The organism is Caballeronia concitans (genome assembly GCF_001544615.1).
GTDB classification, from domain to species: domain Bacteria; phylum Pseudomonadota; class Gammaproteobacteria; order Burkholderiales; family Burkholderiaceae; genus Caballeronia; species Caballeronia concitans.
Map to the genome: position 1 here is coordinate 81,944 of NZ_FCNV02000009.1, position 13,955 is coordinate 95,898.

A 13,955-nucleotide genomic window follows, 5' to 3' on the forward strand; every position below is an offset into this window, starting at 1 on the left:
CTCCTAGCCCGTTTCATCGAATTATGTTCTAGTCAGAACGTTTTTGGGTGGTTATTTCGCAAGCACCTTTCGGAATTGGACGGCTATGATTTGACGCATATCCACACTCTCTGCTAGGCCGCGCCATGACGCTTCTCGACATTTCCGCGCCCGTCGCCGCAGGCACGCCGGTCTGGCCGGGCGACACGCCTGTGAACATCGAGCGCGTCTGGCGGATCGAAACGGGTTCGCCCGTGAACGTCGCGCGCGTCACGCTTTCGCCGCACACCGGCACGCACGCCGATGCCCCGCTTCACTACGACGCCGACGGCGCCGCCATCGGCGCGGTCGATCTGGACACGTACATCGGCGCGTGCCGGGTCGTGCACTGCATCGGCGCGAAGCCGCTCGTCACGCCGGACATGCTCGCCGCGCATCTGCACGACGCCCCGCCCCGCATTCTCCTGCGCACCTATGGCCGCGCGCCGCTCGACGCGTGGGACAGCGCATTCTGCGCGGTTGCGCCCGAAACCATCGATTTGCTCGCGGACAAAGGCGTGAGGCTCGTCGGCATCGACACGCCTTCGCTCGATCCGCAGGAATCGAAAACGATGGACGCGCATCGCCGCATCCGCGCGCATCGCATGGCGATTCTCGAAGGCCTCGTGCTCGATGCCGTCGCGCCCGGCGACTACGAGCTGATCGCGCTGCCGCTCAAATTCGCGACGCTCGATGCAAGCCCCGTGCGCGCCGCCCTTCGCCCGCTCTGCTAACTATCCGCCACAACATGGACTTTTCGATGAAACATCGTGACGATGCCGCCGCGCTCGACCGCGACGATCCGCTCGGCGCATTGCGCGCCCAGTTCGCGCTCTCCGACGGCGTGATCTATCTCGACGGCAATTCGCTCGGCGTGCCGCCCAAGGCCGCGGCCGCGCGCGCGGCCGGCGTGATCGGCGGCGAATGGGGCGAAGGGCTGATCCGAAGCTGGAACACGGCGGGCTGGTTCGCCATGCCGAAGCGCCTCGGCAACAAGCTCGCGCCGCTGATCGGCGCGGGCGAGGACGAAGTCGTCGTCACGGACACGATCTCCGCGAACCTGTTCAAGGTCCTCTCGGCGGCGCTGAAGCTCGCGAACGAACGCGACTCGAAGCGCCGCGTGATCGTCTCCGAACGTTCGAATTTCCCGAGCGATCTCTACATCGCGCAGGGTTTGATCGAGCAACTGGATCGCGGTTATGAACTGCGTCTCGTCGATGACGCCGCCGAGCTGCCCGCCGCCATCGACGAACACACCGCCATCGCGATGATCACGCACGTGAACTATCGCACCGGTTACATGCACGACATGGCCGCGCTCACCGAAATGGTTCATCGCGCGGGCGCGCTCGCCGTCTGGGACCTCGCGCATTCGGCGGGCGCGGTGCCGGTCGATCTGAACGGCGTCGGCGCGGACTACGCGGTCGGCTGCACGTACAAGTATCTGAACGGCGGCCCCGGTTCGCCCGGCTTCGTGTGGGTGCCGAAGCGCCATCAGAACGCGTTCTCGCAGCCGCTTTCCGGATGGTGGGGCCACAAAAAACCGTTCGAGATGGACCCGGTTTATCGGCCGGACGCGGGCATCGCGCGCTTTCTGTGCGGCACGCAGCCGATCGTTTCGATGGCGCTCGTCGAATGCGGACTCGAAGTCTTCCTGCAAACGGACATGCAGGCGTTGCGGCGCAAGTCGCTCGCGCTCGCCGATCTGTTCATCGCGCTCGTGGAAGCCCGGTGCGCCGATTTTCCGCTCACGCTCGCGACGCCTCGCGATCACGCGCAACGCGGCTCGCAAGTGAGCTTCCTTCATCCGTACGGCTATGAAGTGATGCAGGCGCTGATCGCGCGCGGCGTGATCGGCGATTATCGCGAGCCGCGCATTCTGCGCTTCGGCTTCACGCCGCTCTACACGCGTTTCGTCGATGTGTGGGACGCCGTCGAAATCCTGCGCGACGTGCTCGCGACCGAAAGCTGGCGCGCGCCGGAATTCGCCGAACGCGCATCGGTGACCTGAGGACTGCGATCATGAGCGAAACGCAAGGTTGTCCGTTCGGCCATGGCGCGGCATCGGAAAAAGAAGGCTGGCACGACGCCAAGCTCGACTTCTCCGATTCGATGAGCTACGGCGATTATCTCGGCCTCGATTCGATCCTGAACGCGCAGCATCCGCTGTCGCCGGATCACAACGAGATGTTGTTCATCGTGCAGCATCAGACGAGCGAGCTGTGGATGAAGCTCGCGCTCTACGAACTGCGCGCGGCGCTGGATTCCGTTCATCGCGATGAACTGCCGCCCGCGTTCAAGATGCTCGCGCGCGTCTCGCGGATCTTCGAGCAACTCGTGCAAGCGTGGAACGTGCTCGCGACCATGACGCCGTCCGAATACACCGCGATGCGGCCGTATCTGGGCGCGTCGTCGGGGTTTCAGTCGCATCAGTATCGGCAGATCGAGTTTTTGCTCGGCAACAAGAACGTGCAGATGTTGAAGCCGCACGCGCACAGGCCGGAGATTCTCGGGCAGGTGCGCGAGACGCTCGAGGCGCCTTCGTTCTACGACGAAGTCATTCGCCTGCTCGCGCGGCGCGGTTTCGAAATTGCGCCCGAGCGGCTGAATCGCGACTGGACGCAGCCGACCGCGCACGATGCATCGGTCGAAGCGGCGTGGCTCGCGGTGTATCGCAATCCGTCGGAGCACTGGGAGCTGTACGAGATGGCCGAAGAACTCGTCGATCTCGAAGACGCGTTCCGGCAATGGCGCTTTCGCCACGTCACGACGGTCGAGCGGATCATCGGCTTCAAGCAGGGCACGGGCGGCACGGCGGGCGCGCCGTATTTGCGCAAGATGCTCGATGTCGTGCTGTTTCCGGAGCTATGGCACGTCCGGACCGTGCTTTGACCGCTTATCCGGCGCGGTTCAGCCGAGCCGCGCGGCGAGCGCCTTCAGCTTCGGGCCGATGACTTCGCGAAAATAAGCCTCGTCCATCGACGATGCCGGTCCGCTGCTGCTCAACACGAGCCATCGGCCATTGCGCACGTCGCGAAACGGCGCGGCGATCGCGTTGACGTCGTCGTGCCACTCGCGGAACGAATAGCAGCAGCCGTCACGCGCGTAGTCGCCGATGGCGCGCTTCGCCGCTTCGACACGATGCGCGCCATCCTCGCCCGCCGCTTCCCCCAACTCGTCCAGCAACGCCGCGCGCGCCGCCGGTTCCTGCACCGCAAGGTACGCGCGGCCCATCGAACTGGTGAGCATCGACAGGCGCGATCCAGGCGCGAGGCCGAGCGTCAGCGCCGTTTCACTGCGGATGGTGTCCAGATAGATCATGTCGAGCCCGTCGCGGCATCCGAGCGATACCGCCGCCCCGATTTCCCGCGCCAGCGCGCGCATGTGCGGACGTGCCAGTTCGAGCGAATCCGCGCCCGCGAGCAGCGCAAAGCCGAGCGACAGCACGCCGGTGTCGAGCGCGTACTTGCCGGCGGCGTCGTCGAAGCGCAAATAGCCGAGCGTCGCGAGCGTGTAAGCCAGGCGGTTGACCGTCGCTTTCGGCAAGCCGGTGCGTTCGACGAAATCGCGGTTGCCGAGCAAGGTTTCGCCGGGCCGAAATGCGCGCAATATGTCCAGACCGCGCGCCAGTGCGACGACGAATCTGCGCTCGTCGATGTCATCGGCTGCGACACGGCGCGTCGATTTAGAAGCGGACTTGCGATTGTTGGCGGAATCCATCGAATGCTAAACTCGGAGTTCGTTTTGCAGAACATTGTTTCGCATAGCGGAACTCGCGTCAAGCGCCGCGTCTTGGCGCGTCAACACTACACACCGGAGAACGCACATGGCCGACGCCGCCCGTTTCAACTGGGAAGACCCGCTGCTCTTGGATCAACAACTGAACGAAGACGAACGCATGGTGCGGGACGCCGCACGCGCCTACGCGCAGGACAAGCTGCAGCCGCGCGTCATGCAGGCGTTTCGCGAGGAAAGGACCGATCCGGCGATCTTTCGCGAAATGGGCGAACTCGGGCTGCTCGGCCCGACGATTCCCGAGCAATACGGCGGGCCGGGGCTCAATTACGTCAGCTATGGGCTGATCGCGCGGGAAGTGGAGCGCGTGGATTCGGGTTATCGCTCGATGATGTCGGTGCAATCGTCGCTCGTCATGGTGCCGATTTACACGTTCGGCAGCGACGCGCAAAAGGAAAAGTATCTGCCGAAGCTGGCGCGCGGCGAGTGGATCGGCTGCTTCGGGCTGACCGAGCCGAACGCGGGCTCCGACCCGGCCAGCATGACGACGCGCGCGAAGAAAGTGCAGAACGGCTTCTCGCTTTCCGGCACGAAGATGTGGATTTCGAACTCGCCGATCGCGGATGTCTTCGTCGTCTGGGCGAAGCTCGAAGAAGACGGTCGTGACGAGATTCGCGGCTTCATCCTGGAAAAAGGCTGGAAGGGACTGTCCGCGCCCGCGATTCACGGCAAGGTCGGGCTGCGCGCGTCGATCACCGGCGAGGTCGTGATGGACGAGGTCTTCGTCCCCGAAGAAAACATCCTGCCGAACGTGCGCGGACTGAAAGGTCCGTTCACGTGCCTCAATTCGGCGCGCTACGGCATCTCGTGGGGCGCGCTCGGCGCCGCCGAAGCGTGCTGGCACACGGCGCGTCAATACACGCTCGATCGCAAGCAGTTCGGTCGTCCGCTTGCCGCGAATCAATTGATTCAAAAAAAACTCGCCGACATGCAGACGGAAATCACGCTCGGACTGCAAGGCGTGCTGCGCCTCGGCCGGATGAAGGACGAAGGCACGGCGGCCGTCGAAATCACGTCGATCATGAAGCGCAATTCATGCGGCAAGGCGCTGGAGATTGCACGGCTCGCGCGCGACATGCTCGGCGGCAACGGAATCTCGGATGAATTCGGCGTCGCGCGCCATCTCGTGAATCTCGAAGTCGTGAACACCTACGAAGGCACGCACGATATCCACGCGCTCATTCTCGGCCGCGCGCAGACGGGCATTCAGGCGTTCTTCTGAGAACGGTGGCAATCGCTTTGTAACTTTCGATTCGCCGCTGAAACTTTTACGGGACAGATCGCCTCCATTCAGCACGGTGTCGAACTATCGACGAAGGCGGCGCGAAAGCGCCATCGCGCCGCCATAAACGGGGCTGGAACGAAACCTGCGTGACTCGCGCCGCAGTCGAGCCTCCTCGTCAGCGATGGCATCTTTGGTTACGATTCCCCGTAGCCTCACCGATTGGAGCCTTTAATGTCAGAAATCAATAAGGAGCAGTTCATGTCAGACATCAAAAGCGTTCTCGCTGACGCCGAAGACCTTCTGAGACAAGCCGCCGCGGCGACGGGCGAGCGGGCTTCGGAACTGCGCGAAACCGCGATGACGCGCCTCAAGCAAGCCAAGGAAAAGGCCGCCGATGCGCAGGTCGTCGTGATCGAGCGCGGCAAGAAAGCTGCGCGCGCCACCGACGATTACGTGCACGAGCATCCGTGGGCGTCGATCGGTATCGCGGCGGGCATCGGCATGGTCATCGGTCTCCTCATCAATCGCCGGTAAGCGTCTCGCGCGGGCCGCGTTCGATTCGAAGCGCGCTTTTCGAACAATGGCCCGCCGTTTGCTGATGCGGTAACCGAAACGATCCGGACCTTCCGAACGGATCGGCTCAACGAACCGCGAGCGCCCTGCCCGGGCACGCGGCTCGACATTCGCGCCGGCCGGCTGCCTCGTGCACCGGCCGGGACCACCAAGGCCGCACCCAACGCGCTCCCGCACCCAAACCATGACGACAGAACGGCTACCGCGCGAAACGTCCCAAGGACCCTTGCGCCGCATTGTGAGTTCCGCTTTCGCCATCTTCGAGACGCGGCTTGAACTCATCGGCATCGAGCTACAGGAAGAGAAGGAGCGGCTGATCGGCGTGCTGTTCCTCGGCCTCGCGGCGATGATGCTCGCCATGATGGCGCTGATCTCTCTCACGGTGCTGATCGCCATTTTCTTTTGGGACAACTACCGCTGGGAGGCGCTCGGCGGCATTACGTTGCTGTACGCCGTGATCGCGATCATCTGTGGCCTTTCCGCACGCAACAAGCTGCGCAACGCGCCGCATCTGTTCGACGACACGCTCGACCAGTTCCGCAAGGACCGCGACATTTTCGATTGAGATGCGCGGCGCGCTACTCTCCCCGTTCACGCTGAACCACCACTTGCCCGTTCGACCATGAGCCATAACGACGACACCTACAAGGCAGGCAAACGCGAAGTGCAGCAACAGCTTCGCACGCCGCACATGCGCACGCTGCGCAAGGAACTGCTGCTTGCTCGCGCGGATGTCGAGCGCATGGAGTTGCGGCAAGCGACGAACGATCTGCGCGATTCCGTCGCGCATCTGCCGCTCATCGGCATGCTCGTGCCGGGCGTCCGTACCGGGCGGCGCTCGGCACGGCGCGGCGCGGCGGGCGGCGGTATCGGCAATCTGCTCGGCTCGCTGCTTGGCGGCAGCAGCGGCGGTCCGGCTGGCGGCAAGTTCGCTTTCCTCTTCAAGCAATATCCGGTCGTCGGATCGCTCGCTTCGCTCTTGCTCACGCGGCCGGTGCGCAACACGGTGCTGCGCGGCGCGAAGCCGCTGCTCAAATGGGGCGGGCTCGGGCTTGCGGCTTGGGAAGCGTGGCGCATCTACCAGCAGATGAAGGTCACGACCACGGAAACGTCGACCAACGCGGTGGACCCGACGGTTTTCTGAACGCATCATCCCTTTCCTGTCCAGCACGCGGACGACTTCGCCGCATCGAGCAGGGCTGCGCCATCCGCTAGGCGGTTCGAGCGCAGCCCGGTTGCATCGATGACGAACACGCCGCATGCGTCATTCTGCATGACGCCGGTTGCGATTGGCGCCGCTTCGATCGTGTAGCCGCCGTTCGTCGCGGATTCCTGCAACAGCGCCAATCGATAAACCGGCGTGCCGCTCGACGGCGCCTGATCCAGCCCGGCGCCGAGCGCGACGGCATCGGTTCCCGTCTGCGCAAGCCGCGCCGTTTCGACGAATTGCACCGCGCGCATGAGCGCCGCCGTTGCCTCCAGCCGATGCGTCTTCGCCACATGCGCCCGATACGCCGGCAGCGCGAATGTCGCGATGATCGCGGCGACGCCAAGCGCGATCATCAGTTCGAGCAGGCTGAACCCCGCGCGCTTTAGATGCCGATTCATTACTTTCCTCAAAATGGTTTCGCCACCACGCGCCGCCAGTGCTGCGCGATGCCACTGTTTGTCGAGTCGATCCGCACCTGTAGCCAGGCCTCGGTCTGCGGCTGCGCGCCGAAGCCGCGCGCGGTGACCAGATACGAAGCCGCCGACGATTGATCCGCTCGCGCCCACGCTTCGATGAGACATTGCGGCGCGCGCATCGCGTACGGCCACGCGGCAAACGGTGCCATCGCCACCGCCGACGCGCCCTCGAACGACGCCTTCGACCGCCAGCGCGCCGGTTCCTGATTCGCCGATCCCGTCGCGGGCAACGCCGCCGACAGCATTCGGCTGCAGCGGATGAGCGCGCTGTCCGCCGCATGGAACGCCTGGATGCGCTCGCGGGCCGCGACCGTCGTCCGTGCGGCGACGAGCGATGTCTGCAGCCACGCGCTCGCGGTGACGAGTATCATCGCGGCGAGCAGCAACACGATGGGCAACACGGTGCCGCGAGATGTCGAGCGTCGCCTCATGCCGCACCTCCACCGCTTGTCGCCGCCGCATTGCGTATCTCGACGCGACGCCAGAACGCCTGCCGCAGCCGGCCATCGGCGACGACGACGGACGCGCCGTTGCAATCGACGTAACTCGCCCTTGCCTTCGCCAGCACCACGAAGCCGCGCACGAGCACGCACAGGTCGGCGGCGTGAACGTCGGGCCATCGGTCGCGCGGGATCGCGGAGGCATCGACCGCGCTCGACGCGCCCGTCAGCCAATACAGGACGCGAATGCGCTCGATGCCTTCCACCAGCGGCTGCGCCTGCTTGCCGCTGCCTTCGCAGTACAGTTCGGGCTCGGCCGCCGACGTGCCGGCTTTCGCATAGAAGCGATTGATGACGAACGCGGTGGCGACGGCCTGGCCGAGGCAGTCGGTCGGCGCGCCCGTGGACGTGGGCCACGTCGAGACGACATCCGCCGCGTACCGGACCTGCACGCCATCCGACCGGCTCGAGAGCGATTCGCACGTCGCCGACGTCTCCGCGCCGATCACACGGCCTTGCGCGCAGCCGAAGAGCGGCGCGTCGGCGCGCGCGGCTCCGAAGCCCGCCATCTGAACATGTTGCGCGAGCAGTTCGAGCGCGGTGACCGCGCCATCGTGCATACGGGCAACGTCGGCGGCGCGCTCGAAAGCGGCACGTTGCGCGCGATACAGCGAGAGCGCCGCGACCACGATCAACATGCCGAGCGCAAGCGCAATCGTGAGTTCGAGCAGCGTCTGGCCGCGCGCGATGACAGAACGCTTGCTCATCGCGCGAACGCCACCGCGATACACGAAGCGCGCGGCTTCGCCTGCGGCTCCGGACAGGGATCGGCGCGATCGTCCGCGCGCCAGCTCACGGTCGCGACGTGCGTGCCATCGGCGCGATCCTGCACGGCGACATCGGCATCGGGCAGCAGGGTCGCCGCCCTCGCCTGCCATTGCGACACGACCGCGCCGCGATCCGCATCGCTTCGCATACCTTCGACGACGGAATCGGCGATCAGCGCGGCGCGTTCCCGCATCAGCGCTAGACGCTCGCCACGCGCAAGCGCGCTCTGCACGGCGACGAAGCCGAGCGTGGTGATGGCGGTAATCGAAAGCGCGATCATCACTTCGAGTAACGAATCGCCGCATTGGAACGTTCTCATGCCGATGCTCCGCAGCTTCCCGCCGTCATGCGCGGACGCCCGCCCGCCGCGAGCCGGATGCAGCGCCGCGCCGATGCATTCGCGGCGGATTCGGCGCCGCGCGGGGCGAGATCGAAGCTGCGAAAGCCGCCGATTACTTGCCCCGCAGGCGGCGTGAACGAGAGATCCGTGGCGGCGCCCGCAATGGCAATCGACGTTATCGCCGGTTCCACGCGCAAAAGCGCGGGGACGCCGTCGCGATCGACGAATAAGGCCCAGCCGCAAGACCAGTCCGTGATGCCGCTCTCGCAGCTTTTTCCCGATGCAAGGCAATGCCGCGCGGCATCGATGCGGCATAGCGTCACACGCGCGCCGCGTCGCAATGCTTCGGCGCGGGCAAGTGAGAGCGTGGAAAAAAGCGAGCGCGCGCGGGCATCGACCTGATCGCGCGTCTGCCATGCGAAGAACGAGGGCGTCGCGAAGGTCGCGATGATCGCCATGACGGCGAGCACCACGCAAAGTTCGACGAGCGTAAAGCCCGTGAAGGACGTGCGATTCATCTGCATTCCTTATCGATTCGAATTGAACGAACGCCGAATCTATCGGGAAACAACGCGCGCCGCCATTAGCCGAACGGCCTAGTGTTCGAGCGGCGTCGCCCTCGGCACACTACGCGAGGGAAACGGAAAAGGCCTGGCGGAGGAAGGATGAAACGAGAATCAGCGCTTACGGGAAGCGGATTTCTTGGGCGCGGCGCGGCGGAATTCGTCGAGCACGTCTTCGAATTCGGAGACGTCTTCGAAGCGCTTGTAGACGGACGCAAACCGCACGTAGGCGATGGTATCGAGCTGGCGCAATTCGTTCATCACGAGTTCGCCGAGCCGTTCGCTTTGTACTTCGCGCTCGCCGCTGCCAAGCAATTGATATTCGATGCGCGCGACAGCGGCATCGATGGCGTCGGCCGCGACGGGCCGCTTGCGCAACGCCAGCTTCATGCTCGCGACGATCTTGCGGCGGTCGAACTCGGTGCGGCTGCCGTCTTTCTTGACGACCGAAGGCAGCGCCAGTTCGACGCGCTCATACGTGGTGAAACGCTTGTCGCACGCCGGACAGCGACGCCGCCGCCGAATGGCCGCGCCATCCTCCGACACGCGAGAATCCACGACCTGAGTGTCTTCGTGTCGGCAGAATGGGCAGCGCATTGGCGTGTGTCTCGCGAATCAGCGGTAGACCGGGAAGCGCTTGGTCAGCTCGGCCACTTGCCCGCGCACGCGTTCGAGGTTCGCCTGATCTTCCGGATTGTCGAGCACATCCGCGATGAGATTGCCGACGATCTCCGCTTCCTTCACGCCGAAACCGCGCGTGGTCATCGCGGGCGAGCCGAGACGCACGCCGCTCGTGACGAACGGCTTTTCCGGATCGTTAGGAATCGCGTTCTTGTTGACCGTGATGTGCGCGGCGCCGAGCGCGGCTTCCGCAGCCTTGCCGGTGATGTTCTTCGCGCGCAGATCGACGAGCATCACGTGGCTTTCCGTGCGACCCGACACGATGCGCAGGCCGCGCTTCACCAGCGTTTCGGCGAGCACGCGCGCGTTGTCGATCACGCCTTGCTGATACGTCTTGAATTCCGGCGCGAGCGCTTCCTTGAACGCGACGGCCTTCGCGGCGATCACGTGCATGAGCGGGCCGCCCTGAATGCCGGGGAAGATCGCGGAGTTGATCTGCTTCTCGAACTCCGCCTTCATCAGGATGACGCCGCCGCGCGGGCCGCGCAGGCTCTTGTGCGTGGTCGTCGTGACGAAATCCGCGTGCGGCACCGGGTTCGGATAGAGGCCGGCGGCGACGAGACCCGCGTAGTGCGCCATGTCGACCATGAAGTAAGCGCCGACGGCCTTCGCGATCTTCGACAGACGTTCGAAGTCGATACGCAGCGCGAACGCCGACGCGCCCGCCACGATCAGCTTCGGCTTGTGTTCCTTGGCGAGCGCTTCGGTCTTTTCATAGTCGATGTCTTCGGCTTCGTTGAGGCCATAGCTCACCACGTTGAACCACTTGCCCGACATGTTGACGGGCGAGCCGTGCGTCAAGTGACCGCCTTCGGCGAGGCTCATGCCCATGATGGTGTCGCCCGGCTTCAGCACGGCGAAGAACACACCCTGGTTAGCCTGCGAGCCGGAGTTCGGCTGCACGTTCGCGGCTTCCGCGCCGAAAAGGTGCTTCACGCGGTCGATGGCGAGCTGCTCGACGATATCCACGTATTCGCAGCCGCCGTAATAGCGCTTACCGGGATAGCCTTCGGCGTATTTGTTCGTGAGTTGGGAACCCTGCGCGGCCATGACGGCGGGCGAGGTGTAGTTTTCCGAGGCGATCAGTTCGATGTGATCTTCCTGACGGCGGTTTTCCTGCTCGATCGCCTTGAGCAATTCGGGATCGACTTTGGCAAGGGTACTTTCGGCTCTGTCGAACATACGTTTTCCGTGAAATCAGAACAGGTTGACCGGGACGCGCGGGCGCATGAAGGGCTGGACACCGATGAAGTCCAGACGCGACGGATGAGGGAAGACTCCGGTTTCGCGGAACGGACAGCCACCGGCAACGCAGCGACGGCGCGCGGATCTCAGCTGCCCAGGCGAACGGCAAAACGACGCTCCGCGCTTCCTAGTGGGTCGTTCCACCTTGAATCCGAAGATCCTATCGCCAGTCACGCGGGGTTTGAGCGTTGTAGTTTAATGGGCGGCAGGGCTTTAGGCAACCGGCCCCAGGGCCAATGGGCATGCGGCTCGGGCGGGCCGCGGTCGCGCTCAAAAGCACGACCGTTCGCACGCACGGTTACTTGCCGCGCCGCATCAACCGAAGTACTCTTTGCGCCGTTGCCGGACACGCGCCCGCGCGCGGTCCGGTTCCGTCTATCGCTCCTATCGAACCGGAGTTCGACCATGATCGTCTTCGTCACCGGCGCATCCGCCGGCTTCGGCGCTGCCATCGCGCGCACTTTCGTCAAGGGCGGCCATCGCGTGATCGCGGCGGCGCGTCGCAAAGAGCGGCTCGTCGAGCTGTCTAAAGAACTCGGCGACGCGCTGCTGCCCATCGAGCTCGATGTACGCGACGGCAACGCCATCAAGAATGCAGTCGCCTCGCTGCCCGAAGCGTTCGCGCACATCGACGTGCTGGTGAACAACGCGGGCCTCGCCCTGGGCCTCGAACCCGCACAACGCGCGAACCTCGACGATTGGCAGAACATGATCGACACGAACTGCGCGGGCCTCGTCGCGGTCACGCACGCAATCCTGCCGGGTATGGTCGAGCGCAATCGCGGTCACGTCTTCAATCTGGGCTCGGTGGCGGCGACGTATCCGTATCCCGGCGGCAACGTGTACGGCGCGACGAAGGCGTTCGTGCGCCAGTTCAGCCTGAATCTGCGCGCCGACCTCGCGGGCACGGCGCTGCGCGTCACGGACATCGAGCCGGGACTTTGCGGCGGCACCGAGTTTTCGAATGTGCGCTTCAAGGGCGACGACGATAAAGCAGCGTCGGTCTATAAAGACGTGCAGCCGCTCACGGCCGAAGACATCGCCGACGCCATTTACTGGATCGCCACGCGCCCCGCTCACGTCAATATCAACGCAATCGAACTGATGCCGATCGCGCAGACGTTCGGACCGTTGCAAATTCACCGCGGCTAAAGCACCAAGTCTCAGAGGATTTGGCGAGCGCGCAGCGTGTTCCGGTAAAATGCCGCCGATGAATATTTGTCAAAAAGCAAGCCATAGCGGGCCGGTCGGCCCGGGCGCGAGCGGGACGGCGCAAAGGTGAGCGATCCATTGGTTTTCGAATGGCCGATTCGCGTGTATTACGAGGACACCGACGCCGGTGGCATCGTTTTTTACGCGAATTACCTGAAGTTCTTCGAGCGGGCGCGCACCGAATGGCTGCGCGCATGCGGCATCGACCAGCAGCGTCTCGCGGAATCGGACGGCATCGTGTTCGTCGTGAAAAGGACGTCGGTCGATTATTCGGCGCCCGCGCGTCTCGACGACGTCATCCGTATCGCGAGCCGTATCGAGCGGCTCGGTCGCGCATCGGTGGACTTTCATCAGGAAGCGTGGCGTGACGGCGTGCTGCTCGCGACCGGCGATATTCGTGTCGCTTCGGTGAATCGCGCGTCGATGCGGCCTGCCGGCATTCCCGAACCCGTGCTCGACGGATTAAAGCGCGGTCCTCATATGGCGAGCATCGCGATTGCTGAACAGCCCTCCTTGCCCGAATGCGGATCCAGCCGTGGTTAGCGAAGTAATGACAATCGAAAAAGAGCCGGCCGTCGCGCGGCTTTCGTTTTATTCACATCTGACTCACGAAAGCGTAACGCGCTCCTGACCGAATGCCTTTTCCGGGACGCAACAGCAGACCTTTATGAACAATACACAAGACTTGTCGATCGTTTCTCTCGTCGTACACGCGAGCGTCCTCGCTCAAGCCGTGATGGCGTTGTTGCTGCTTTTATCGCTTCTTTCGTGGACTTTCATTTTCCGCAAGTGGTTTGCCATTCGCCGCGCGCGTGCGCAGACGGAGCGTTTCGAACGCGATTTCTGGTCCGGCGGCGACCTGCAGGCGCTGTATCAGAGCGCGGCGAACAATCGCCACACCATCGGCGCGCTGGAGCGTATCTTTGAATCCGGCATGCGCGAATTCCTGAAGGGCAAGGAACGCCGCATCACCGATCCGAGCGCGATTCTCGACGGCTCCCGCCGCGCCATGCGCGCCGCCTTTCAGCGCGAAATGGACGTGCTCGAAGCCAATCTGGCGTTTCTCGCTTCGGTCGGCTCAGTGAGTCCGTATATCGGTCTCTTCGGCACGGTGTGGGGCATCATGAACTCGTTCCGCGGTCTGGCCAACGTGCAGCAGGCGACGCTTGCGAACGTCGCGCCGGGCATCGCCGAGGCGCTCGTCGCCACCGCGATCGGCCTGTTCGCCGCGATTCCCGCCGTCGTCGCGTACAACCGTTACGCCCACGACATCGATCGCCTGGCGATCCGCTTCGAGACCTTCATCGAAGAGTTCTCGAACATCTTGCAGCGTCAGGCGCACTAAGAGG

General features: G+C 64.2%; 18 protein-coding genes and 1 riboswitch. Of the genes, 10 read left to right on the top strand and 8 right to left on the bottom strand.

The genetic code is table 11. The features are described 5' to 3' along the window. Nucleotides 1-125 precede the first annotated feature (125 nt). From kynB to kynA, 3 genes are read left to right on the top strand one after another with little or no spacing between them, the layout of a single operon-like run. Nucleotides 126-752 carry an arylformamidase gene (gene kynB / locus AWB72_RS19630; RefSeq protein WP_087128544.1) on the top strand — a complete coding sequence of 209 codons (627 nt, stop codon included), beginning with the start codon at nucleotides 126-128 and terminating at the stop codon, nucleotides 750-752. A gap of 26 nt (nucleotides 753-778) precedes the next feature. Further along, nucleotides 779-2,029, top strand: coding sequence for a kynureninase (gene kynU / locus AWB72_RS19635; RefSeq protein ID WP_087128642.1), 1,251 nt, complete (start codon nucleotides 779-781; stop codon nucleotides 2,027-2,029). 11 nt (nucleotides 2,030-2,040) lie between these two features. Next, nucleotides 2,041-2,910 carry a tryptophan 2,3-dioxygenase gene (gene kynA / locus AWB72_RS19640; protein WP_087128545.1) on the top strand — a complete coding sequence of 290 codons (870 nt, stop codon included), beginning with the start codon at nucleotides 2,041-2,043 and terminating at the stop codon, nucleotides 2,908-2,910. Between the two features lie 18 nt (nucleotides 2,911-2,928). On the opposite strand, the gene AWB72_RS19645 is transcribed toward kynA, so the two are convergent. Next, entirely contained in the window at nucleotides 2,929-3,738 is an 810-nt protein-coding gene (locus AWB72_RS19645) for an IclR family transcriptional regulator (protein WP_087128547.1), read from the bottom strand. Nucleotides 3,739-3,844: 106 nt separating this feature from the next. On the opposite strand from AWB72_RS19645, the gene AWB72_RS19650 reads away from it, so the two are divergent. The 4 genes from AWB72_RS19650 (at nucleotide 3,845) to AWB72_RS19665 (ending at nucleotide 6,755) form a co-directional block, all read left to right on the top strand. Continuing rightward, nucleotides 3,845-5,035 (top strand): acyl-CoA dehydrogenase, encoded by a 1,191-nt coding sequence (locus AWB72_RS19650; RefSeq protein ID WP_087128548.1) that lies wholly within the window; start codon nucleotides 3,845-3,847, stop codon nucleotides 5,033-5,035. Between the two features lie 234 nt (nucleotides 5,036-5,269). Then, nucleotides 5,270-5,572, top strand: a complete 303-nt coding sequence (locus tag AWB72_RS19655; protein ID WP_087128550.1) for an ElaB/YgaM/YqjD family protein — start codon at nucleotides 5,270-5,272, stop codon at nucleotides 5,570-5,572. Between the two features lie 223 nt (nucleotides 5,573-5,795). After that, nucleotides 5,796-6,176, top strand: a complete 381-nt coding sequence (locus AWB72_RS19660; protein ID WP_040051138.1) for a phage holin family protein — start codon at nucleotides 5,796-5,798, stop codon at nucleotides 6,174-6,176. 57 nt (nucleotides 6,177-6,233) lie between these two features. Beyond that, complete coding sequence (locus AWB72_RS19665) at nucleotides 6,234-6,755, top strand: DUF3318 domain-containing protein (RefSeq protein ID WP_040051139.1); 522 nt, start codon at nucleotides 6,234-6,236, stop codon at nucleotides 6,753-6,755. Between the two features lie 5 nt (nucleotides 6,756-6,760). Here the strand turns inward: AWB72_RS19665 and AWB72_RS19670 are convergent, their stop codons facing one another. From AWB72_RS19670 to glyA, 7 genes are all read right to left on the bottom strand, one after another. After that, nucleotides 6,761-7,219: a type IV pilin protein gene (locus AWB72_RS19670; protein ID WP_087128551.1), complete on the bottom strand. Its 459-nt coding sequence runs from the start codon at nucleotides 7,217-7,219 to the stop codon at nucleotides 6,761-6,763. 8 nt (nucleotides 7,220-7,227) lie between these two features. Beyond that, nucleotides 7,228-7,728 carry a pilus assembly PilX family protein gene (locus tag AWB72_RS19675; RefSeq protein ID WP_087128553.1) on the bottom strand — a complete coding sequence of 167 codons (501 nt, stop codon included), beginning with the start codon at nucleotides 7,726-7,728 and terminating at the stop codon, nucleotides 7,228-7,230. Further along, the gene (locus AWB72_RS19680) at nucleotides 7,725-8,504 is read right to left on the bottom strand and encodes a PilW family protein (protein ID WP_087128554.1); all 780 of its coding nucleotides are present in this window, start codon (nucleotides 8,502-8,504) and stop codon (nucleotides 7,725-7,727) included. Before AWB72_RS19680 ends, AWB72_RS19675 begins: the two co-directional genes overlap by 4 nt. Then, nucleotides 8,501-8,884: a type IV pilus modification PilV family protein gene (locus tag AWB72_RS19685; RefSeq protein WP_087128556.1), complete on the bottom strand. Its 384-nt coding sequence runs from the start codon at nucleotides 8,882-8,884 to the stop codon at nucleotides 8,501-8,503. Before AWB72_RS19685 ends, AWB72_RS19680 begins: the two co-directional genes overlap by 4 nt. Next, entirely contained in the window at nucleotides 8,881-9,429 is a 549-nt protein-coding gene (locus AWB72_RS19690) for a GspH/FimT family pseudopilin (protein WP_087128558.1), read from the bottom strand. Before AWB72_RS19690 ends, AWB72_RS19685 begins: the two co-directional genes overlap by 4 nt. A gap of 153 nt (nucleotides 9,430-9,582) precedes the next feature. Beyond that, nucleotides 9,583-10,065, bottom strand: coding sequence for a transcriptional regulator NrdR (nrdR, locus tag AWB72_RS19695; RefSeq protein WP_035967852.1), 483 nt, complete (start codon nucleotides 10,063-10,065; stop codon nucleotides 9,583-9,585). Between the two features lie 18 nt (nucleotides 10,066-10,083). Further along, nucleotides 10,084-11,331 (bottom strand): serine hydroxymethyltransferase, encoded by a 1,248-nt coding sequence (gene glyA, locus AWB72_RS19700; RefSeq protein WP_087128559.1) that lies wholly within the window; start codon nucleotides 11,329-11,331, stop codon nucleotides 10,084-10,086. A 148-nt stretch (nucleotides 11,332-11,479) separates the two neighbouring features. Next, nucleotides 11,480-11,578: riboswitch (ZMP/ZTP riboswitch) on the bottom strand. 221 nt (nucleotides 11,579-11,799) lie between these two features. On the opposite strand from glyA, the gene AWB72_RS19710 reads away from it, so the two are divergent. The 3 genes from AWB72_RS19710 (at nucleotide 11,800) to tolQ (ending at nucleotide 13,951) form a co-directional block, all read left to right on the top strand. Next, nucleotides 11,800-12,546 carry an SDR family NAD(P)-dependent oxidoreductase gene (locus tag AWB72_RS19710; protein WP_087128561.1) on the top strand — a complete coding sequence of 249 codons (747 nt, stop codon included), beginning with the start codon at nucleotides 11,800-11,802 and terminating at the stop codon, nucleotides 12,544-12,546. A gap of 126 nt (nucleotides 12,547-12,672) precedes the next feature. Next, the gene (gene ybgC, locus AWB72_RS19715) at nucleotides 12,673-13,149 is read left to right on the top strand and encodes a tol-pal system-associated acyl-CoA thioesterase (protein ID WP_087128562.1); all 477 of its coding nucleotides are present in this window, start codon (nucleotides 12,673-12,675) and stop codon (nucleotides 13,147-13,149) included. Between the two features lie 124 nt (nucleotides 13,150-13,273). Then, on the top strand, nucleotides 13,274-13,951 hold the full coding sequence (gene tolQ, locus AWB72_RS19720) for a protein TolQ (protein WP_040051147.1): 678 nt from the start codon (nucleotides 13,274-13,276) through the stop codon (nucleotides 13,949-13,951). The last annotated feature ends 4 nt before the right edge of the window (nucleotides 13,952-13,955 follow it).